Source organism: Rhodoglobus sp., assembly GCF_053580035.1.
Genome location: NZ_JBMDVL010000001.1, coordinates 1,383,724 through 1,407,973, shown reverse-complemented (window position 1 = coordinate 1,407,973; position 24,250 = coordinate 1,383,724). Strand labels below are relative to the sequence as shown.

The 24,250-nt window shown below is 60.5% G+C and carries 8 protein-coding genes; 4 read left to right on the top strand and 4 right to left on the bottom strand.

The genetic code is table 11. The features are described from left to right. Positions 1-10: 10 nt before the first annotated feature. A complete protein-coding gene (locus tag ACOH1Z_RS06880; protein ID WP_449647700.1) occupies positions 11-787 on the bottom strand; it encodes an HAD-IIA family hydrolase in 777 nt (258 codons plus the stop codon). Then, the gene (locus tag ACOH1Z_RS06875; protein WP_449647699.1) at positions 784-1,644 is read right to left on the bottom strand and encodes a DNA-methyltransferase; all 861 of its coding nucleotides are present in this window, start codon (positions 1,642-1,644) and stop codon (positions 784-786) included. The genes ACOH1Z_RS06880 and ACOH1Z_RS06875 overlap by 4 nt, the downstream gene beginning before the upstream one ends. A gap of 230 nt (positions 1,645-1,874) precedes the next feature. Between ACOH1Z_RS06875 and ACOH1Z_RS06870 the strand changes: the two genes are divergently transcribed. The 4 genes from ACOH1Z_RS06870 to ACOH1Z_RS06855 all read left to right on the top strand — a co-directional run bounded on the left by ACOH1Z_RS06870 (position 1,875) and on the right by ACOH1Z_RS06855 (position 22,578). Then, positions 1,875-20,111 carry a CLIPPER-2 domain-containing protein gene (locus tag ACOH1Z_RS06870; RefSeq protein ID WP_449647698.1) on the top strand — a complete coding sequence of 6,079 codons (18,237 nt, stop codon included), beginning with the start codon at positions 1,875-1,877 and terminating at the stop codon, positions 20,109-20,111. Further along, complete coding sequence (locus ACOH1Z_RS06865) at positions 20,108-20,560, top strand: hypothetical protein (protein ID WP_449647697.1); 453 nt, start codon at positions 20,108-20,110, stop codon at positions 20,558-20,560. Before ACOH1Z_RS06870 ends, ACOH1Z_RS06865 begins: the two co-directional genes overlap by 4 nt. Positions 20,561-20,617: 57 nt before the next feature. Further along, on the top strand, positions 20,618-21,253 hold the full coding sequence (locus ACOH1Z_RS06860) for a TrmH family RNA methyltransferase (protein ID WP_449647696.1): 636 nt from the start codon (positions 20,618-20,620) through the stop codon (positions 21,251-21,253). Positions 21,254-21,330: 77 nt separating this feature from the next. Next, entirely contained in the window at positions 21,331-22,578 is a 1,248-nt protein-coding gene (locus ACOH1Z_RS06855; RefSeq protein WP_449647695.1) for an NAD(P)/FAD-dependent oxidoreductase, read from the top strand. Between the two features lie 19 nt (positions 22,579-22,597). Here ACOH1Z_RS06855 and ACOH1Z_RS06850 read toward each other — a convergent pair whose 3' ends face one another. After that, a complete protein-coding gene (locus tag ACOH1Z_RS06850; protein ID WP_449647694.1) occupies positions 22,598-22,960 on the bottom strand; it encodes a protealysin inhibitor emfourin in 363 nt (120 codons plus the stop codon). Between the two features lie 40 nt (positions 22,961-23,000). Then, entirely contained in the window at positions 23,001-24,110 is a 1,110-nt protein-coding gene (locus tag ACOH1Z_RS06845) for a M4 family metallopeptidase (RefSeq protein WP_449648210.1), read from the bottom strand. Between the last annotated feature and the right edge of the window lie 140 nt (positions 24,111-24,250).

The following is a 24,250-nucleotide window of genomic DNA, read 5'->3' as shown; positions in this document are numbered from 1 at the left end:
GTGCCGCGGCTTATCTGTTGAGCAGGTCAGCCACACTATTGAGCACTTCGTGGGGGCGGAACGGGTAGCGGTTGATCTCTTTCTGATCGCTGATTCCGGTCAACACGAGCACCGTGTGGAGTCCCGCTTCGATGCCGGCGACGATGTCGGTGTCCATGCGGTCACCGATCATTCCCGTTGTCTCGCTGTGGGCGCCAATCTTGTTGAGCGCTGAGCGGAACATCATCGGGTTCGGCTTGCCGACGATGTAGGGCTGGCGACCGGTGGCTTTGGTGATGAGAGCGGCAACGGCCCCCGTTGCTGGCATCGGGCCCTCTGCGCTTGGCCCCGTGGCATCCGGGTTCGTTGCAATAAAGCGGCTGCCGTTGCCAATAAGGCGGATCGCTTTGGTGATCGATTCGAATGAGTAGTTGCGGGTCTCGCCGATGACGACATAGTCGGGATCGGTTTCAGTCATGATGAACCCGGCCTCGTGCAACGCTGTGGTGATTCCGGCCTCGCCAATGACGAATGCGCTACCGCCAGGGATTTGTTCTTTCAAGAAATCCGCCGTGGCAAGAGCTGAGGTCCAGATTGCGGATTCTGGCACATCGAGACCGGATGCCTTGAGCCGGGCGCTCAGATCTCGGGGTGTGAAAATCGAGTTGTTGGTGAGCACCAAGTAGGGCTTGTCTTCGTCTCGCCACTGCTGCAAAAGTTCTGCCGCCCCGGGAACGGGGTGGTTTTCATGAACGAGGACACCGTCCATGTCGGTGAGCCAGCATTCGATTTCGGCGCGATCTCTCATGCGCTCATGTTAGCGAATGCGGTATCGGTTGAAAGACGACGCGTGATGATTTCTATGGCAGCGGGGTTTTGTTCAATGAGGACGACCCGCCGTTTCAGTGCTTGGGCCACTGCTCCGGTTGTACCGCTGCCCGCGAAGAAGTCGAGCACCCAATCTCCAGGCTGACTGGATGCCTGAACGATTCGACGCAGAATGCCTTCCGGTTTTTGGGTGGCATAGCCGGTTTTCTCTTTACCGGTAGGGGACACAATCGTGTGCCACCAGACATCTGTCGGCAACTTGCCCCGAGCAGCCTTCTCAGCGGTGACGAGGCCGGGTGCCATGTACGGTTCGCGATCTACTTCTTCGTTGTTGAAGTAATAGTTTTTGGGATTCTTCACGTAGACGAGAATCGTGTCGTGTTTCGACGGCCACTTTTTGGTAGCACGGGCGCCGTAGTCGTAGGCCCAGATGATCTCGTTGAGAAAGCTCTCCCGACCGAAGAGGGCGTCGAGAGCAACTTTGGCGTAGTGAACTTCCCGATAATCGAGGTGCAGGTAGAGAGTGCCGCGGTCATCGAGCAGTCTCCATGCTTCCTGCAGGCGAGGTTCGAGAAACTCCCAATAGTCGGCAAACGTGTCGTCATAGGAGTAGAGAACACCCTTGATGGTGTCGTAGGTGTTTCCCCCAAAACCGGTACGAGCTCCCTCGGCAGATCGTTGGGTGGTGAGTGCTTGCCGGCGTTGGGTGCGCCCAGTGTTGAAAGGCGGATCGATGTAGATCAGCCGAAAACTTTCATCGGGAAGCGCGGCGATCGCGGGGAGATTATCGCCCTGCACCACAAGGTCAGGTCCATCGGGATTCCAGTGCGGCTGCATGCTCTGAGATTAACAGGCTGCGCTCGCCGTGACGTCGCATTGGTGTTTTGCAGCGCGAACACCTTGTCTAGCCTCCGCTATGGGGGTAGAAGTCCCTAACTATTTAGCGCGATTCTGGTGAGTTCTTTCAACTTCCGGTTTATGGTTGTAAGTGACTAGCTCACCCGAAGGGCAAACCGGCGACGATGTGACGACTCACAAAATCGCCAAATTACCCGGGGGAGAAAGCTGTGCACGACAAAGGTGTTCGCGTAACGCGATCCCACGGCCGCGCGCGGTTCGCTTGGATGCGCAACGTCGCCGCTGTTGTCACTTTTGGTTTGCTGGCCTCCGTTCTTACCGTGATGCCTTCGGCGCCCGCGGAAGCTGCCGTCGTGCAGTGGGGTACCAACGCCGGCACTTCGCCTAATTATCAAACCACCGTCAACGGTGACTTCTTGATGGCGGGAAACGGCGTTCTTGCCTGCGACCGACCGCTCTATGCGGCTTCGCAGGTCGGGACGTGTGCAGACCTTCACTCTGCCTCCGGGGGCAACAGTAATACGGCGAACGACAACTTTTACATGCAGAACTCGAACACGATTTCTGGATTCACCACCAACTCGAGCTCGGCCGCGCTAACCATCCCTAGTGGCGCGTCGGTCAAAAAGGCGTTTCTGAGTTGGAGCGCAAACACTGGTGCTTACACCGACACGACCGCTACGGCCTGTGCAGCGACGAACGCCACTCGCGGAACAGCGACGATGCCCGCAGGTTCAGCAACGGGATATCGTACGCAACCGGCAAAGCTGAAGGTTGGCTCTGGCGCCGTCACGACTGTCGCACCCGCGAGCGTGCTTGAAGATCGTGTGGGCACGCCGTCGTCGCTGTACTACAGCGCCAGCGCCGACGTCACTGCTGCTTTTGCAAACGCAGCGACGGGCGCGCCCCTCACGATTTCTGCCGGTGACCTGTGGACCCCTCAGGGCGCCGGTTGCTACGCGGGCTGGTCACTCACCGTCGTTTATGACTACGGCATCTACATCCCTAACAACGCGAACTCAAATCCTCACCGCATTATTTTCTACGAGGGCCACGTTCGCTTGACTGCAGCCGAAGCGCCTCTCACCGTTGGCTTCAACGGGTTCAGCGCGATCACCACAGGAACCCGTGCAGGCTACACGCTCTTCGAAGGCGACCGCATTCTCAGCGGGGACATCGCCGAGTACTCTCGCGGCAACGCGGCCTACAGCCAAATAACGAACAGCGCAGGCAATACAAACAACATCGGTATCGGACGCGGAGAAGGTTCCGTCCGCTATACAAGCCTCACCGATGCGGGCCCATTCACCAACCAGAGCGTGGATGTCTCATCGGCCAGCCTGCCCAACGTTCAAGCGGGTGACACGTCAGTCAACCTTCGGATGAGCACGAGCGGTGACTCCTATCTGCTTCGAAACGTGATCCTGTCGGTGCCAAGCGCTGGAATCAATGTCTCAAAAACATACGACGGAACGCTCGATCAGCAGTCCAGAACTGCGACGGAAACGGCGACATTCACGATTACGGTCACCAACTCCGGTGTTGGTGTTCTACAAAACATTTCAGTAGCTGATGATCAGACGAACTGTGCGCGCACGCTAACGGGCGTCACGTTGCAGCCACTCGAGTCATACACCTACACGTGTGTTGCGAATGGGGTAACAGCAGCAAGCTACGACACAACGGCAACCGCATCCGCGAGCACTGTTGTTGGTGGCAATACGGCAACGGGCAGCGACTCCACTCGCGTGCTGCTCTCGGCAATCGCACTGACCAAGACGAGCGCGCTTGCCGGTGGCGCTACCGGTCGCGCTGGCGACACCCTCAACTACACCTTCACTATTCGCAACAGTGGCGATTCGCCGCTGACTTCCGTTGCGGTCACTGACCCGCTGCCTGGCCTTTCGGCAATCACCTACACGTGGCCTACCGGCACCGCTGGTGCGCTTGCCGCAGGAGCTTCGGCCACAGGAACGGCCACCTACACCCTGACCCAGGCCGATGTGGATGCTGGTTCCATCGCGAACACCGCCACCGCCACCGGAACTGATGCGGATGGCGGCGTGAAGCCGACCTCGACAGCGAATCGCACGACCCCCATCCCCGTCAACGCACTCTTCGAAACCAAGAAGACGGCGACCTATGCCGGCGCTGGTGTTGGCAATGTTGGCGACACTGTCAATTACACATTCTCCGTGAAGAACACCGGAAACGTGACCCTCACGTCCGTAGCGCTCACCGACCCCCTCACCGGACTTTCCGCCATCGCGGTCACGTGGCCCGGAACTTCCGGAAGACTCACTCCCGGCCAGACCGCGACAGCGACCGCCACCTATACCGTGAAGCAGTCCGATGTGAACGCGGGCAAAATCGTCAATCAGGCAAGCGTCTCGGGAAGAACCCCCAAGAACGTTGCTGTTTCGGGCGTCAGCAATGAAGTGACACTCGCCACTGCACCAGCAGCCCCGGCGCTGACAACTACTAAATCGGGCACAGTGCCGAACCCCAAGGGGGTCGGCGACGTCATCACTTACAGCTTCACTGCGAAGAACACCGGAAACGTGACGCTCACCGGCGTCTCGATCTCCGATCCGCTCGCTGGGCTCTCTGCGCTCACCTACACGTGGCCAGGAACGGCAGGCACGCTTGCTCCGGGCCAGACCGTGACGGCAACAGCGACCTACACGGTGTTGCAGAAAGACGTTGACGCCGGGCTCGTGCGCAACACGGCTACAAGCACAGGAACATCGCCGGCGGGCACCGTCGTCACCGCGGCGTCCCCTCGAGTGGATACCGCACTCCAGACGCGCACCCCGGCTGTGTCGCTGTCGAAAACAGGAACCCTCGTTGGCGGTTCAACGGCGGGCAGCACCGTCAACTACTCGTTCGTTCTGACCAACTCCGGAAACGTCACGCTCACGAATGCCGGAATCACTGACCCGCTAACCGGCCTTTCAGCGATAACCTATGGCACCTGGCCGAGCGGCACCGTCGGAACGCTTACACCGGGACAGTCAGTAACCGCCACGGCAACGTACACGGTGAAGCAGTCGGATGTTGATGCCGGAGCAATCGCTAACAGTGCGACCGCGAAGGGCACGCCGCCGACCGGTGCCGATGTCACTCGCACTGCGCCGGCAACTGTGCCGATTACGGCTGACGCCAAGATGCTTGTCACCAAGTCTGGCTCCTACTCGACCGGGACTGGCGCTGTCGGCTCAGTAATTACCTACACCTTCAGTGTCAAGAACGACGGAAACGTCACGCTCAGCCAAGTTGTGCTCGCTGACCCCTTGTCTGGCCTTAGCCCGATCGTCGTAACCTGGCCAGGAGCAGCAGGGGTTCTCACTCCCGGTCAAACTGCCACCGGTACCGCAAGCTACACGGTGAAGCAGTCTGATGTGGATGCTGGTTCGGTCAAGAACACGGCAACCGCTACCGCGAAGACTCCGAGCGGCGCAACAGCGACGCAGCCGTCAGCGCAGTCGGTTGTGCCAACGATCGCTCAAATCCGCGCCATTGACACCACCAAATCTGCTGCCATCGCGGGTGCCGGAATCGGTGCCGTTGGCGATGTCATCAACTATTCGTTCCGTGCTCAGAACAATGGAAACGTGACGCTCACGGGCGTAACGATTGCTGACCCGCACGTTGGGCTTTCGGCGTTGACCTACACCTGGCCTGGCGCCGCGGGCGTTCTCGCTCCCGGTCAAGCGGTGACGGCGGTCGCGACGTACACGATCAAGCAGTCTGATGTGGATGCTGGCTCGGTCAAAAACATTGCAACCGGTAGCGGAACCCACGCCGGTATCACCGTGTCTAAGCCCTCGAGTGAAGTGACGGTCCCGACCGTTTCGGCGAACCCGGTCATCACGACCGTTAAGTCGGGCGCGCTCGCTGCCGGAGCAACCGGCCGAGCTGGCGACACCGTCAACTTCTCGGTGAAGCTCACCAACTCCGGCAATGTCACCCTCACTGCGGTGTCGGCGACCGATACCCTTCCCGGGCTCTCCGCTCTCAGCTACGGAACGTGGCCGTCTGGCGTGACCGGAACATTGAAACCGGGCGAGTCGGTTACGGCGACGGCTACGTACACGCTCAAACAAACGGACGTGGATGCTGGATCAGTGTCGAACACGGCAACGGGATCAGGTACACCTCCCACCGGCCCCGCCGTTTCGAGCACGAGTCCAGCGACTGTGCCGATTACTTCGGGACCGGCGCTGACCGTCTCCAAGTCTGGTGCCGTTACCTCAGGTAATGGCTCCGTCAATGACACCGTCACCTTCTCGTTCGTTGTGCGCAACACAGGTAACGTGACGCTTTCCAGCGTGGGAATCACTGACACTCTCGCTGGCTTGTCGCCCGTTACCTTCGGCACGTGGCCGAGTGGCACCACTGGCACACTTGCTCCGAACACTCAGGTCACCGCTACGGCGACCTACACAATCCTGCAGGGTGACGTGAACGCTGGTTCCGTAAAGAACACGGCTACGGCATCCGGAACACCTCCGATCGGCGCTGCGATTTCGGCGACGTCATCGCAAGCCGTTGTGCCTACTGTTGCCGCAGCGCCGGCAGTTACCACGACCAAATCGGCGAGCGTCTCGGGAACCGGCGCGGTCGGTGACGTCATCACTTACACGTTCGTCACCCGGAACACCGGTAACGTCTCGCTGACTGGCGTTGCGGTAACCGATCCGCTGGTCGGGCTGTCTTCCGTGACCTATGGCACATGGCCAGGCGGAGTTGCCGGAACCCTCGCTCCCGGCACGCAGGTAACTTCTACCGCGACCTACACAATCAAGCAGTCGGATGTTAACGCTGGCTCGGTCAAGAACACCGCGACCTCACAGGGCACGTATGGCGGCACGACCGTATCTGGTTCGTCACCTCAAGTCACGACACCGACAGTTGCGCCCATTCGCACAATCACTCTTACGAAGAGTGGCGCTCTTGCCATTGGCGCTATAGGAAAAGCTGGCGATACCGTCAACTACGATTTTGTCGTTCGTAATACTGGCAATGTGACGCTGACCGGTGTCGGAGTAACCGATCCGCTTTCGGGTATCTCGGCGATCACGTTCGGCAGCTGGCCGAGCGGAACCGCCGGTACGCTACAACCGAATACTCAGGTCACGGCCACCGCGACCTATGTTGTGAAGCAGTCGGATGTCGATGCTGGCTCAATCGCCAACACCGCGACAACGATTGGTACTCCTCCGACCGGTGCCGCAGTGTCAGCCACTTCTCCTGCCACTGTCGCACTCGCCTCACAGGCCGCTCTCGCGGTGGCGAAGGCTGGATCAGTTACGTCAGGAACGGGTGGCGTTGGCAGCACGATGACCTTCACGTTCAGCATCACCAACCCTGGCAACGTCACGATGACGAGTGTTGAGATTGCGGACTCCCTCGTTGGTCTTTCGGCTCCGGTTTACACGTGGCCGACGACTGTTGCCGGTCGAATCGCACCAAGTCAGACGGCGACGGCGACGGCGACGTACACGGTCAAGCAGGCCGATGTTGATGCGGGAACTGTTTCGAATACGGCGACAGTGTCGGGTAAGACTCCGACAAATGCCACGGTCACTTCACCGAGTTCTACGGCGGTTGTTCCGACTGCCGCAGCGGCACCGCAGCTCACCACAACGAAGTCGGCAAACCTGACTGCTGGCGCCAAAGTTGGCGACGTAATCACGTACTCGATCACGATCAATAACAGCGGAAACCAGACCCTCACGAGCGTTACCCTGACTGATTCTCTCGCTGGGCTCGCCACTCCGGTCATCACGTGGCCGGGAGTCACCGGGCGTTTGGCTCCAGGACAATCCGCGACGGCGACCGCGAACTACACGGTGAAGCAGGCGGATGTTGACTCCGGTTCGATCACGAACCGTGCGACAGCAGACGCAACAGCTCCTGGCGCCACTCCCGTCACTGACGACTCCGACGATGTTGTGACAACGACCGCGACCCCGGCTCCCACCCTCTCGCTTGCGAAGTCTGGCGCGCTGCCCTCGGGTTCTACGGCTCGCGCTGGTGAAGTCGTCACCTATAGCTTCGTGTTGCGCAACACGGGCAACGTGACGATCACGGGTGCTGCAATAACTGACCCACTTCCGGATCTTTCGACGATAACCTTCGGCACGTGGCCTTCTGGTGTGGCCGGAACGCTGGCGCCGGGCACCCAGGTGACGGCAACGGCAATGTACACGGTCAAGCAAGCTGATGTTAATGCGGGATCAATCGCAAACACCGCTAGTGCAACAGGCACTGGTGCTCGTGGCGGTTCGGCAGGGGCCACCAGTAATGCCACGGTTCCGCTCGTGTCGAGCGCCAAACTCACCGTCTCCAAATCGGGTGCCGTTACCGCGGGAACGGGGCGCGTTGGCGACACCGTCACCTTCTCGTTTGTTGTGCGGAACACCGGAAACGTCACGCTGACGTCCGTGGGAATCGCTGACACCCTGCCCGACCTCGGCACGGTGAATTTCGGAACGTGGCCTGACGGAACAACGGGCACTCTCGCTCCGAACGCCCAAGTCACGGCAACCGCAACGTACACAATCAAGCAATCCGATGTGAACGCGGGATCGGTGCGCAACACGGCCACGGCATCCGGTACGCCGCCATCGGGACCAGTAGCGACCGCCACCTCGACCGAAGCCCTTGTGCCGACGGTTGCTTCATCTCCCGCTCTGGAGACAACTAAGAGCGCCGTTGTTGGTGGCACCGGAACCGGTGCGATCGGCGACACGATCACTTACACCTTCACCGCGCGCAATACCGGTAACGTCACGCTCACCGGTGTCACTCTCACGGACCCCCTGCCCGGACTCTCGACACCCACCTACGTGTGGTCAGGTGGCGTCTCTGGTCAGCTGAACCCGAACGGAACCGTCACCGGAACCGCCACCTACACAATCAGTCAGGCGGATGTCGACGCCGGCTCGATCAAGAACATTGCGACCGCCTCGGGAACGCCTCCCACCGGCGCCGTCGTGACGACGCCGTCGTCGCAGCTCGTCACCCCGACTATCACGTCAACACCGAAAATCGCTGTGACAAAGTCTGGCGCACTCGCGCCCGGCGCGCAGGGCGTTGCGGGAGACATTGTGACGTGGAGCATCACGCTGACGAACTCGGGAAACGTGACGCTCACCTCCGTATCTGTCACCGACACCCTGCCCGACATTTCTGCTGTCAGCTATGGCACGTGGCCGTCGACGGCCGGTACGTTGGCTCCGGGCCAGAGCGTCTCGGCCACGGCCACGTACGTTCTCAAACAGGCTGATATAGACGCCGGCGCTGTATCGAATACGGCGAACGGTGCGGGAACCCCGCCGCGCGGATCACCCGCGACGGCGACAGCTCCGGCAACCCTTGCTCTTGCTTCTAACGCGAGCATCACGCTCGACAAGACCGCCGCCATCGTTTCCCCAGGAACTGGTGTCGTTGGCGACACGATTCGCTACACCTTCACGGCGCAAAACACCGGTAATGTCACGCTCACCAATGTCATCATTGCTGATCCGCGCCCCGGACTTAGCGCACTGACCTACGGCACCTGGACGAGCGGCACTGTTGGCCGCCTAGCACCGGGCCAAATCATCACAGCAACCGCTGACTATGTGATCCGTCAGACCGACCAGAACGCTGGGGTCGTAAATAACACGGCATCCGTCTCGGGCACGTCGCCAACTGGCGCGAACACGACGGCCTCATCGGCTGCGGTATCGACTCCGACGGCAACCAGAGCCCCGGGCATCCTGACAACAAAATCGTCGAGCGTTGCAGGAGCGGGTGCTGTCGGCGACGTCATCACCTACACGATCACCGTGCGCAACACGGGAAACACGACGCTCACCTCGGTCTCGGCGAGCGACCCGCTCTCGGGTTTGAGCGCGCTGACCTACGGTACTTGGCCGGGTGGCGTCACAGGAACGCTGCAGCCGAGCACGCAGGTTGTTGCGACGGCGAAGTACACGATCAAGCAGTCCGACGTGAACACTGGGTCGGTAACGAACACGGCAACAGGCCAGGGCACTTCACCCTCCGCCGGAGTCATCACTGACCCGTCTGATGAAGTCGTTACTCCGACAGTTGCTGCAAATCCGCTTGCGACGTTCGCGAAGACCGGTGCGCTCGCTCCCGGCTCGGTGGGCGTCGCTGGCGACACGATTCGGTACACGTTCACTGCAAAGAACACAGGAAACGTGACGCTCACGGGTGTGCTGGTCACGGATCCTTTGACCGGCCTCGGAGTGATCACCTATACGTGGCCAGGTGCCGATGGCACCCTCGCGCCCGGACAGACCGTAACCGCGACCGCAAACTACACGGTCAAGCAATCGGATGTTGATGCCGGAAGCGTCGCCAACGAAGCGACGCTCGCGGCCACACCCCCGTCGGGTACCGAGTTCACTCTCACAGATCCGGAGACCGTGGCGATCACAGCTGCCCCACGGATTGACGTTGAGAAGACAGCGACGGTTGGAGGCACCGGTCAAGCCGGCGATGAAATTACCTTCACGATGACAATTCGCAACACGGGAAATCAGACCTTGAGTGTTGTCACGCTCATCGATAGCCTTCCTGGGCTGTCAGAGCCGATCTTCACTTGGCCAGGAACGCCAAACACTCTTGCACCAGGCCAGACGGCGGTCGCGGTCGCGAAGTACACAATTTTGCAGGATGACGTCAACTTTGGCAGTGTGACCAACGAAGCTTCGGTCACAGCAAGCCCGCCAAATGGGGCCCCACAAATCTCTGACAGTTCGGGTGATGTCGTAGTCGCTACCGGTGCAAGCCGACCTGAACTCAAGGTTGTCAAGACGACTAGCGCGGTACCTAACCCCGCCATTGTTGGCTCGACGATCACCTACTCATTCGTTGTGACGAATACGGGAAACGTCACTATCGAGAACACCGTACTCAACGACCCCATGCTTGGCGCTCTTACGCCAGCGCTTCCGCTGACGACTCTCGATCCTGGAGACACAACGTCAGTAGCGGTCGATTATGCGATCACTCAAGCCGATGTGGATGCCGGCTCAGTAACGAACACTGCCAAAGCTGTCGGTCAGACCACGGCAGATCCCGCGGTCCCGGTTGAAAGCCCGATCTCATCAGTAACGACTCAGACAGAAGCTGCAGCCCCAGCCATCTCCGTGACAAAGTCGGGCACTGCCGCCAGTAAAGCTGACGACCTGATCGACTGGTCGTTTGCGGTAACCAACACAGGAAACGTCACGCTCAGTGGCGTGACCCTCAACGATGCTCTCGCGGGAGTTACTCCGGTCTTTGGCGCGTTCCCCAGTGGAATCTCCGGTCAGTTGAACCCGGGTGACACTGTCTTGGCAACAGCAGACGGCTACGTCGTCACCCAAGCCGATGTGGACTCCGGTTCAGTTGTGAACTCGGTAACGGCATCCGGAACTCCGTCCCGTGGTGCAGTAGCCCGGGCCACGACCGCGGCAACAGTGCCGCTCGTGCCTGCTCCGGCCATCACGATTGTGAAGTCGGAGAACGCGACTCCCGCAGCTCGCGGTGAGGGTGACACTGTGGGATTCACATTCACCGTGACCAACACGGGAAACGTCACGCTGAGCTCGATCAGCATCATCGATCCGCTCGATGGAGTCTCGACAATCAGCTACGGCACGTGGGAGAGCGGCACTGTCGGCACGCTCGCTCCGAATCAGACCGTTACGGCCACCGCTACCTATAACCTCACCCAGGGGGACATCGACCGGGGGCTCGTCGATAACGACTCCAGTGTGCTCGCCTCCACCCCTGCTGGCGCGATTCTCGACGAAGACTCCAACACCGTCACGGTCACGACGGAAGCTTCAGCACCCCTCCTCGTCACGACGAAGGACGCTGTGCTCAACGGGGCAGGCAACGTTGGCGACACGATCAGTTACACGATCACCCTCACTAACGGCGGAAACGTCACCGTGACGGATGCCGCGATCACCGACACTCTCGCAGGGCTCAGCGACCTCGTGTACGGCGAATGGCCATCCGGCGTTGCTGGCGAACTCGCCCCGACTGATTCTGTTTCGGCGACCGCGAATTACACGATTACCCAGGCGGATGTTGACGCTGGCTCCGTGAGTAACGTCGCTACCGGCGATGCTGTATCTGCTCGCGATAATGCCGCTGTCACTGATGACTCGCCCGCCGCGGTCACGCCACTCGTCCTGCAGTCCGCTGCCATCTCGGCAACGAAGACCGGAGCGCTGGAATCTGGTTCAGAGGGCGACGCCGGCGACACTGTTGAGTTCTCGTTCACGATCACCAACGATGGCAACGTCACGCTGACCGGTGTTACCTTGACTGACCCGCTTGTTGGTCTCTCCGCTATTGCCTATACGTGGCCGACCGCGACCGCCGGCGAGCTTGCTCCCGGTGCTACCGCCACTGCCGTAGCAACGTACATTCTGAAGCAGAGCGACGTTGACTCCGGATCGGTTGTCAACCTGGTGACGCCGTCTGCTCTCGATCCTGACGCCGGGGATGTCGATGGCGCCGAGGTCGCTGCGACGGTCATCGTTGAGCCAAACGCGAGCCTGAGCGCCACCAAGTTCGGCGAACTCCGAAGTGGCGGAATCGGTCAAGTCGGAGACATCATTGACTACACTCTCATCGCCACGAACACGGGTAACGTCACGCTCCACGACGGCAAGTTGCTTGACCCGCTTCCCGGCATTACCCCTCCCGTCATTACGTGGCCGAATCCAGCAGAACCCGGCGTTCTGAAGGTAGGCGAGTCCGTAACGGGAACCGCGTCCTATGCTCTCACTCAGGAAGATGTGGACCGTGGCTACCGCGACAACACCGCGCGTGTTCAGGCCCTGACCCCGAACAACGTTGTTGTCCCCGCGACCACAAACACGGTCATAATCCCGACGGTTCGTCCCGCTCCTATCCTTACCGTCGACAAGACGGCAGTGGTCGGTGGCTCCGGAGAGCTTGGCGACGAAATCGCCTACTCGTTCACGATCACCAACAACGGCAACATCAGCGTCTCGGGAATCACCCTCACCGACCCGCTGCCAGGCCTCACCGACCTCACCGTCAATTGGGATGCCGCAAACACCACTCGCACCCTCGCACCAACGGAGAGCGTCACGGCCACCGCGACCTACATCATCACTCAAGATGACGTAAACAACGGAGACGTCAGCAACACTGCGACGGCTAGCGGAACGGGTGCGCAAGACACGCCAGTCTCTGGCAGCTCCCCTGAGGTAGTGACAGCGGTCGTCGCTCCGAATTCATCGCTCAGCGCCACGAAAAGTGCGGCACTAGCTGTTGGCGCTACCGGAGTCGCGGGCGACACCGTCAACTACAGCTTCACCGTGACGAACGATGGAAACGTCTCTCTGACATCCGTCGGCATCGTCGACCAGCTCCCTGGCCTCTCGGCGCTGACCTTCGGAACGTGGCCGAGTGGCACGACCGGTCTGCTCAACCCCGGCGACGAAGTTACGGCAACCGCAACGTACACGCTTCTTCAGAGTGACATTGATGCTGGGGCGATCGCGAACAGCGTGAACGCTTCGGGGCTTCCGCCAGCGGGTTCCGCCGTGACTGAACCTGCATCGGCGACCCTGCCCCTCACTCCGGCGCCAAACTTTACCGTGACTAAGAGCGGATCGCTCGGTGCCCAGCTAGGCAATGTTGGCGACGTCATTGACTACTCATTCTCGATTGCGAACTCTGGCAACGTCACACTGTCGGGTGTTGTTCTGCTTGATTCCCTGGCTGGCGTGAGCACGCCAGTGATTACCTGGCCCGGCGCTGAAGGAGTGCTCGCTCCTGGCGAGGTTGCTACCGCCACCGCGAACTACACGATCACTCAAGACGATGTCGACGCGGGCACGGTCACCAACACCGCTCAGGCGCTTGGGGCAACACCAGACGGAGACTGGTACTTCGAATTCTCTGACGCGGCGACCAACCCGACAGTGGAACGCACGTCATCGGCAACGATCGACAAGGTTGGCTCCACCCCAGACGGCGCATCGCTTGGCGATCTGGTGAGATTCGATTTCACGATTGAGAACACGGGAAACACCACCCTGTCGGATGTCGCAATTTACGACCCGCTTGATGGCTTGACGACAATCGTTTACTCGTGGCCCGGAACCGCTGGTGAGCTGGCTCCTGCCGCAATCGCAACAGCGACAGCATGGTTTGCAATTACCCAGCCCGACCTTGACCGTGGATTCGTACGAAACACTGCAGAAGTCGATGCCACCTCGCCGATCGGCGCGGTGAATGATGCCGTTGGTCCCGTCGACGTTCCGACCGATGCTTCGACTCCCACCATTGTTGTCACTAAGAATGGAGCGCTTGAAGCGGGAGCAATAGGTTTCGCCGACGACATCGTTGACTACTCGTTCACCGTGCGCAATGCCGGAAACGTGACGTTGACCGCGGTAACACTGACCGACCTGCTGCCCAATCTCAGCGCGCTCACCTACACGTGGCCGACAGCCACTGATGGCACCCTTGCTCCAGGCCAGAGCGCCACGGCCGTTGCGACGTACTCCCTCACCCAAGCCGATGTAGATGCAGGGCAGGTCGACAACACGGTTACCGCCGCTGGCACCGCGCCCGACACGAGCACGGTGGGCGATACCGCCGACGAGACTGTCACGATCACGCCCGTCCCCGTTCTGACCCCCTTCAAGGAGGGCATCATCTTGAACGGCGGTATTGGCGCTGTTGGTGACACCGTTCAATACACGCTCACCGTCAAGAACGACGGAAACGTCACGCTCTACGATGGCAAGCTGCTCGATCCTCTTCCCGGATTGTCGGTGCCGGTTATTACTTGGCCGGATGAGAACAGGCCAGGGGTAATCCCGGTTGGCGAATCCGTTGTTGGGGTTGCGACGTACGTGATCACTCAGGCGGATGTCGACCTCGGCTACATCCCCAACACCGCAGACATGTCAGCAGAGACACCCAAGGGTGCGCTCATTGTCGAAGCGTCCAACGAAGTTATTGTGCCGATGGTGTTGCCTGCTCCGAACATCACCGTGACCAAGGCGGGAGACCCGCGCGGTTCTGGCGATGAGGGCGACACGATCGACTACACGTTCGAGATTCTCAACTCGGGAAACGTCACACTCAACACCGTCACGCTGAGCGACCCGCTGCCGAACCTCTCGGCGATCACTATTACGTGGCCAACGCCGACGACGCCTGGCGTTCTTGCTCCGGGTGAAGTCGCAACAGCAACCGCTACCTACCTTGTTACTCAAGACGATGTGGATGCTGGTGCCGTGGTGAATATCGCCACCGCCGATGGCATTGACCCCCACGACACCGCTGTCACGGATGATTCCGAAGCGAACACGGTTGCGACGGAATCAATTCGAGCCGTCGTTGACCTCACCAAGAGCGGCGTCCTCGCTGACCCAGCTCGCGCGGATGAGGGCGACACCGTTAACTGGTCATTCGAACTAACCAATACGGGAAACGTGTCGCTCACCGGTGTAGAAATCGTAGATACCCTTCCCGGGATATCGGCATTGACCTACACCTGGCCGGTAACCTCGGGGGAACTCGCTCCCGGTGGATCAGTTACAGCGACGGCAACCTCCGCTCTCACACAGGAGCAGATCGATGCCGGAACAGTCGCGAACACTGCGACCGGAGCTGGCACGCCCCCACGCGGGGACGCCGTAAGTGACCCGGCAACGGCATCCGTCGTTCTTGCTCCCCAAGCGGGCATGGCCGTAACCAAGGCCGGAACCGTTGATGGCGCAGGCAATGCCGGCGACACAATCGACTACAACTTCGGAATCACCAACACCGGTAACGTCACGCTTACGCTTGTCGACCTCGTTGATGCCCTTGTTGGAGTAAGCAATCCCGTATTCACGTGGCCAGGAACACCCGGAGAGCTGCAACCGGGCGAGACGGTTACGGCAACCGCTGATTACACGATCACGCAGAGTGACGTGGACCGTGGCACCGTGTCGAACGTCGCTACCGCAAGCGGAAAGCCCCCCATCGGCGACACGATCACTGTGGGCACGACAGTCACCGAGACAACTGTCGCGCCCTCAGCTCCCGTGCTCACTCTGACGAAGACGGGAAGCACTGGCGCAACGGCGGCTGTCGGCGACATCATCACCTACACCTTCGTCGTAACGAATGACGGAAACGTCACCGTTGACGGCATCGTCATCACTGACCCATTGCCCGGGCTCAGCACGCCCGTCGTGAACTGGCCAGGCGCTAACGGTGTTCTTGCTCCAACAGAGACGGCTACGGCAACGGCGACCTACGCCATTACGCAGGCTGACGTAAACGTTGGCCGCGTCGACAACTCGGCAATCGCCAATGGAACCTCCCCGACTGACGTGCCGGTACCGAGCAACACCGCGGAAGAATCAACGCCGACGGATGCTGCAGCTGCCGACATCCTCGTCACAAAGAGCGGAGCACTAGCTCCAGGTTCGACGGGATTCGAAGGCGACCTCGTCGAGTTCACCTTCTCGCTGACCAACAACGGAAACCAAACGTTGACTGCTGTTGAGCTGGTTGACGGCCTCACGGGAGTCTCGGCGCTGACCTACTCGTGGCCAACCGCGACGGAGGGCACCCTTGAGCCCGGCCAGACTGTTAGGGCAACGGCCACCTACGCTTTGACTCAAGCTGACATCGATTCTGGCTCGGTAATCAACACCGTGCGCGGTGACGCTACTCCGCCATCCGGCGTTGTCTTCAGCGAGACGGCCCCCGCAACCGTTCCGATCATTGCCGCAGGTGAGCTTGAGGCTCTCAAGTTCGGCCAGCTGCGCGCCGGCGGTATCGGTCTTGTAGGTGACTGGGTTGATTTCCGCCTTGAGGTCATCAACATCGGCAACGTCACATTGCACGATGGCGAGCTGCGTGACCCATTGCCGGGACTCAGTGTTCCCGTAATCACGTGGCCGAACCCTGCAGAGCCAGGCGTTGTGCGACCCGGTGAAATGGTGATCGGTGAAGCATCCGTTCAGCTCACTCAGGCTGACGTTGACCTCGGTTACATTGCCAACATCGCGGATGTCGGAGCAACCGACCCGAATGATAGCGACGTTGCGGCGACCTCCAACCAGGTCATTGTTTACACAGTCCAGCCGCAACCCAGCGTCACGATCGTGAAGACGGGGGCCGTCGCCACCGTCGGCGAAGAAGGCCTTGGCGACACCGTCAACTTCGAGTTCGAGATTCGCAATACCGGAAATGTGACGATCGGCTCAATCATCGTCACCGATCCGTTGCCGGGGATGACAACTCCAGTCGTGCAGTGGCCGGTCGACAATACGACAGAAACCCTTGCACCCAACGAGACCGTTGTGGCGACCGCCAGCTACGACATCCGTCAGTCGGATGTCGACCGTGGATTTGTGCAGAACACAGCGAACGTCGATGCGACTCCGGTTCGCGGCGACCCCGTTTCTGCCGTGTCCAACACGGCGCAGGTTCCCACTGAGGAACCCAACGTTGTCGTTGCCGTCACGAACTCTGGTGCCTTGACCAATGCCGGACCAGCGGTCGCCGGCGACACCGTTACGTGGAACTACAGCTTTACCAACAACAGCAACGTCACGCTTTCTGGTGTGGAGTTGAGCGACTTCATTGATTCACTCCCGGCTGGCGACTACACGTGGCCAGGCGAAGTTGGCGTACTGACCCCCGGCCAGACGGTGACCGCTGTGCGCGTTCAACCGCTGACGCAGGTCGACATTGATGCAGGAGCTGTCTCCAGTGTTGTCACCGGAGAAGGAACCCCCGCAGTGGGAGCCGCCGCAATTGCGAGCGCACCAGCCACTGTCACCTTGGCGGCGAATGGGTTGCTCACAGTGAGCAAATCCAGCGAGCTCGCAGTCGCGGGTGAAAACGGTCCTGGCGACACGGTCAACTACACAATCGTGGTGACGAACACGGGAAACGTGACTCTGCGGTCGGTCACGATCAGCGACAGTATCGACAACGTTTCGATCAATTCGATCGTCTGGCCCGCAAACAGCGGCGTGCTCGCTCCAGGGCAGACCGCCACAGCGAGTGCAACCTACATTCTCGAACAGGATGATGTTGACCGCGGCTACGTAGATAACACGGCCTCCGTTCGTGGCGAGACTCCGCAGCTTGAGGCTGTCACAGCTAACTCGAGCGTTGATCGCGAACTGACGGAGTCAGCCAACCCCAGCATTACGGCTCAGAAGTCGGGCGTGATGACGTCGGGTTCTGGCGGAGTGGGTTCAGAAATCACCTACAGCTTCATTGTGAAGAACACGGGCAACGTGACGCTGCGACTGGTCGGCGTGATTGATCCGCTTATCGACGTTGTGCCCTCCGACCTCACGTTCCCCTCGGCCACCGGTATTCTCGGCCCGGGAGAAGAGGCGGTTGGATCTGTTATTTACACGGTTACCCAGCAGAACGTTGATGACGGAACTGTTTTCAACACCGCTAAAGCCATCGGTACTTCGCCAGATGGCACCGAGGTGACTGGCGTTTCGAACACCGTCGAGAACCCGACTGAGTTGGCTGAGCCGTCGATCGTGACCACCCACACCGCCGCGCTCGCTCTCGGATCAGCCGGGGTGCTTGGCGACGGTATGAATTACAGCTTCCGTATCGCTAACAACGGAAACGTGACGCTCGACGGCGTTACGCTCTCGAACACGATTCCGGGTCTGACGAACTTCGTTTATACGTGGCCAACCCCGGCAACGCCCGGCGTTCTTGCACCAGGTGAAAGCGTCACCGTCACGGCTACTCGACTCGTTGATCAAGCGGATGTCGACGCTGGTGAAGTGCGCAATGTCGCGACCGGCGAGGGCAACTCTCCCGCCGCGACAGCGGTAGACGCCGATTCGGCAGTGACTGTTGTTCCTCTCGTCGCGGCAATCTCAAGTTTGGATATTGGCAAGGTTGGTTCGGTTCGCGATCCCGGTAACCCCGTGGTTGTTGGCTCGTGGATCGACTACACGTTTACGGTGCTCAACGATGGCGAAACCACTATTAGTGGTGTGACTGTTTCGGATCCCAAGGTCGGCACTACCGCTGTTGTGTATGGCACGTGGCCTGCCGCTGTTGGTGTTTTGGCTCCGGGCCAGTCGGTCACGGCGACGGCAAGCTATCCAGTGACGCAGGCTGAGTTTGATGCCGGTTCGGCGTCCAACACGGCAACTGTCGCAGGCACGAACCCGGGCGGCGGGGCAGTGAGCAGCGCGTCAAATACTGTCGTGACGCCGACTGCTTCGGGTGCTCCCAGCATCCAGATCACGAAAACTCAGGCGCTCGCTGCTGCGGCAACCGGTCGCGCTGGGGACACTGTGACGTTCAACTTCGAAGTGACAAACACTGGCGATGTCACCCTGAATGGTGTGACGATCGTCGATGACCAGATCGATCTGAGTTCGGTGACGATCACGTGGCCGGGAACACCGGGCGTTCTCGCTCCTGGCCAGATCGCGACTGCGACAGCCACCTATGTGCTCACTCAAGATGATGTGGATGCCGGCTCGATTAGTTCTGACGCCTCAACTTCTGGCACGCCCGTTGTTGGGTCTGTCGTGATCGACTCGACTCCCGGCTCGACCCCGATTGCGGAGAACCCGTCGATGACGATTGCGAAGACGAGTTCCTTCGCGACCTTCGCTCAGCAGGGCGCAATAGTGAACTACCGCATCGAAGTCGTGAACACCGGAAACGTGACCATCACTTCTGTGGCGATTGCCGACATCAAGGTGGGCCTCTCGGCTCTCAACTACACCTGGCCGGGCACCGCTGGCGAACTTGCCCCAGGGCAGAAGCTCGTCGCGACAGCAACCTACGTCATCACTCAGAGCGATGTGGATGCCGAGCAGACCGCGAACGAAGCAATCGTGAACGCGAACGCACCGTCGGGCCCCATCGCTCCGGAATCGGCAACGAACACTTTGGCAATCCCCAACCTCCCGAGCATCGCACTGCGGCTGTCTGGTGCGCTCGGAGCAGGGCAGAAGGGCTTCCCGGGAGACATTGTGACGTTTACGTATGTCGCGACGAATACCGGAACGCTGCCGCTGAGCAACGTCACGATTGCTGACCCGCGCTTGGGGCTCTCAGCGATGCGCTACGGCGTCTGGCCTGGCGGCATCGGTCAGCTCGCGCCTGGCGAATCGATCACGGCAACGGCAACGTATGTCATCCGCGAAAGTGATGCCGGAACGATGCTCTATGAGACAGCCACTGTCACAAGCACCGAGATCAACTCGGGTGATCCGGTATTCGCTACAGCGCAAACAAGTTTGCAGCTACCTACCAAGGCGCTCTCTTACACTGGGTCAGATCCGCGAGGAACGCTCGCCACCGGGCTCGGCGCACTGCTCGCCGGCCTCGCACTGATCCTGCTCGCACGCAGAAGACAACGACAGGAAACATCATGAACCTCCGCACACGACTGACAGCCACCGCCATACCTGTGGCGATTCTCGCACTCGCGCTCGCTGGCTGCACCAACAACGGAACGGATGCTCAACCCGAGCCCACCGAGAGTTCAGCCGCGGCAGAACAGACCCCAGGTATCACCGACATCACGGATGCTCCGGGAACCGGCGAGAACCTGCAGGGAGCGCTCGCAGACTCCACGGTTGACGAATGCAAGCGGGCTGGCGACGAATGGACCGTGTCCGGCAACGTAACCAACTCAACGGCGGCCAGCGTCACGTACCGCATCTACGTTTCGCTGCTCAATGGGGCAAACGACACCCGCGCGCTCACTCAGGTGGATGTTGAAGCCACCGAGCCTGGGGCCACCACCGAGTGGAGCACCACAATTCCTGTCGCCGAAGATGAGCTCAGCTGTGTACTGCGGGTCGAGCGCTACGAAGGCTAGCCTGCGTCAGCGCGAACGCGGTACCGGGGCTGGGCTCACGGCGAGTATCGTGGAACGGTGACTGAACCGAACCCCAGCGTCGAGCTGTCGACCAACGGGGTGGGGCCGTGGCGGGGCGAATTTCCCACCGATCCCCACTTTGATCCTGAACTTCTGGCGCGTGGCGATAGCCGCAATGTTATTGACCGGTATCGCTACTGGAATATGGAAGCGATCGTTGCCGATCTTGATGTGACGCGTCATCCATTCCACGTCGCTATCGAAAACTGGCAGCACGACATGAACATCGGCTCCATCGTGCGCAGTGCGAATGCGTTCGGTGCCGACACCGTGCACATCATTGGGCGGCGGCGCTGGAACAAACGCGGCGCCATGGTCACTGACCGCTACCAGCACGTGTTGCATCATCCGGATGTCGCAGCCTTCGTGGAGTGGACTGAAGCCAACGATCTGCCGATCATCGCGATCGACAACGTGCCCGGCAGCGTCATCATCGAAACCTTCGATATGCCCAAACGCTGCGTGCTGCTCTTCGGCCAAGAGGGCCCGGGCTTGTCGCCCGAAGCCATCGAAGCAGCGACGGATGTCGTGGAGATCAGCCAGTTCGGTTCCACCCGATCGATCAACGCTTCAGCCGCGGCTGCCGTTGCGATGCACAACTGGATCACCCAGCACGTCAGCTTCTCGAAGTAGGACTCTGGCGGCGGCGGAAACGCGCCGGTAACGCGGCGAGGGTTAGTCTGAAGGTTCGACCCGATGAGGAGTGAGCCATGTCGCAACCCACCCGTGTCACGATTATTGGTGCCGGAATGGTCGGGCTCTGCACCGCCTGGTTCCTTCAAGAACGCGGTGTTGACGTTACAGTTCTTGATCGCACGGGCATTGCTGCCGGATCATCGTGGGGCAACGCCGGGTGGATCGCTCCCGCGCTCACCTTGCCGTTGCCAGAGCCGTCGATATTCCGCTTCGGAGTGAAGGCGATTGTTAGCCCCTCCTCGCCGGTGTACGTTCCGCTTGCCGCCAATGCCACCCTGCTGCGTTTTCTCGCGGGCTTCGCCCGTCACTCACTCCCTGGCGCGTGGCGCAAGAACATGGCGACGTTTGCTGAGATCAACAAGTGGGGGCTTGATTCCTTCGACCGTATGGAAGACGGAGGCGTCGCGGCCTCGCTTACCCAAGCTGACCCGTTTCTCGCAGCATTTGTCAACGAACGCGACCAGCAAACAATCGTGCACGAGTTCGACGAAGTCGCCGCACGTGGAGGCCACGTCAGCTTCCAGAAAATTACCGGCGACGAGTTGCGCGAAATCGAGCCGAGCATCTCGGGCCTCGTGACTCATGGGCTGCGCATTGAAGGCCAACGTTTCATCAACCCGCCCCAGTTCATGCAGGTGCTCGCGGCATCCGTTCGGGCCAGAGGCGCTCGAATCATTGAGGGCGCCAACGTTACCGGCGTGCGCGATCTTGGTACCGAGGGTGTCGTCGTTGATGTTGAGGGCCAAGACTCTGTGAAGGGCGACCAGCTGGTCATCGCGACCGGAACGTGGCTTTCGTCGCTCGCCCGCCAGTTTGGGGTGCGGCAAGTCATTCAGGCCGGTCGGGGTTACAGCTTCAGCGTGAAACCGCCGGTGATCCCGACGCACCCCATCTACTTGGCCGCGCAGCGTGTTGCTTGCACCCCGCTTGGCGACCGACTGCGAGTGGGAGGCATGATGGAGTTCCGTCGCCCCGACGCTCCAGCAGACCCTCGCCGTATCCAAACCATCGTGAACGCAGCAAGCCCCATGTTTGACGGCGTGGACTGGGAAGCGCGCGAAGAAGAATGGGTCGGCTCACGACCCTGCACCGCCGACGGGCTTCCGCTGGTTGGTCGCACACGTTCGCCGCGCGTTCATGTTGCTGGCGGGCACGGCATGTGGGGCATTGCCCTTGGTCCCCTAACCGGGCGGATGCTCGCAGATTCCATCACCGGCAATGGCGAGCATCCCCTGCTCACTTCCTTCGACCCGCTGCGCTAGCAATCGCTGACGTGCGAGGTTAGCGCTCGCCGTCGAGTGCGTCGTGTTGGTTATGATTCGGCTCGCGGACGTGGTCGACAGGGCTGGGTTGCTGTGCGGCGTCGGGGCGCACTTCGGACTGCGCGTTGGCCTCGCGCACGCGGTCAACTAGTTCGCGCCACGGGCCAACTAGGTCTTGCTCGGGGATGACGACTTCGTGCGGATCGCAGTGGATCTCGTACGTGTACCGATCCGGCATCGGGTTTGTCGTTACTCGCTTCTCCCAGGGCAGCTCGGCAATGAGGAGGTACCACTGTTCGGGATCGGGTTGTTCGTCGACAATGACATCCCATTCGATGCGTCGACCGAGTAGGCCTCCGCTGCGCCACACCTGAACCTTCACACGTGCATGCTATCCCGCGCCCGCGCTTATTTGACAGTGCTTATTCGTCGGTGGTGATGCCGACCAGAGCCCAGCCGCCGACGACAGCTTCATGCTCAGGGGAGCTGAACCCGTATCGTGCCACAGTTGTCTCGACTGTTGCTGCCGCGAATTCGGCGAAGTTACTGCGGGGCGTAAGGGAGTTGCCGGTGAGGGTGTCGTACCAGATCTGCCCCGCGCGTTCCCACGCATTGCCGCCCAGGGTATTGGCGACGCTCCAGAACGCCCGATTGGGAATGCCTGAGTTCAGGTGCACGCCACCGTTGTCGTCGAGAGTTTCGATGTAGCCATCTAGATGGTCGGGCTGCGGGTCTTTTCCGAGCACATCGTCGTCATAGGCCGTTCCGGGTGCTTTCAGCGAGCGCAGCGCGTTTCCTTCGACTTGTTCGGTGAAGATGCCTTCTCCGACAAGCCAAGATGCAGTTGCTGCGTTCTGGCCGCGAGCATGCTGCTCGACTAATGATCCGAACACATCGGACAGGTGTTCATTGAGTGCGCCGCTCTGGCCTTGGTAGATCAGGCCGGCCGTGTATTCGGTCACGCCGTGGGCGAGTTCGTGGCCGATCACGCTGAGCGAGCGTGTAAATCCATCGAAGATCTCGCCGTCGCCGTCGCCGAACACCATGCGTGTGCCATCCCAGAACGCGTTGTCGTAGCGATTTCCGTAGTGCACGGTAGCTTCAAGTGGGGCAGAGCGATCGTTGATCGAGTCACGCGCGAACACTTCCCAAAAGAGGGCAAATGTGCTGCCCAGACCGTCATAGGCCTCGGAGACGGATGCATCGTCGGTCTCCGGTTCACCCTCGGTGCGCACTAACGTTCCGGGCAATGCTTCAGCACCGTGCGCGTCGTAGAGAGAACGACTGATCTGCCCACGCACGCTCGGCTCACCTGGGCGCAGCGACCGGCGGGGCAACACGTTGTGACTGCGGCCATGGTCGAGGTGATCGTGGACGACATCGGTCAGCGACCGCCGTGCGGCGTGTGCGGCCCGTTCGAAGCGGGGATCCTCCAGCGTCGCGATCCGCGCCAGAAGGAACGGGGGCACGATCGAGCAGATGGGTTGCGGAAGCGCAACAGGCGAAACGTGGTGCTGAGTAATCCGGAACATGCTCCATGCTGACACGGGCCGACGACACCGACAACACCGACAACACTGACTAAGCCATTTACGAGATCGGCCTGCACAAGGGTGAACGGACCCCGGCCCAGATGCCGGAGTCCGCTCACTAGTTTGTTGCTTGTTGGCCT

Coding starts and splice junctions, on each gene's coding strand:
- ACOH1Z_RS06880 (WP_449647700.1), bottom strand. CDS start 787: ATGAGAGATCGCGCCGAAATCGAATGCTGGCTCACCGACATGGACGGT.
- ACOH1Z_RS06875 (WP_449647699.1), bottom strand. CDS start 1,644: ATGCAGCCGCACTGGAATCCCGATGGACCTGACCTTGTGGTGCAGGGC.
- ACOH1Z_RS06865 (WP_449647697.1), top strand. CDS start 20,108: ATGAACCTCCGCACACGACTGACAGCCACCGCCATACCTGTGGCGATT.
- ACOH1Z_RS06855 (WP_449647695.1), top strand. CDS start 21,331: ATGTCGCAACCCACCCGTGTCACGATTATTGGTGCCGGAATGGTCGGG.
- ACOH1Z_RS06845 (WP_449648210.1), bottom strand. CDS start 24,110: ATGTTCCGGATTACTCAGCACCACGTTTCGCCTGTTGCGCTTCCGCAA.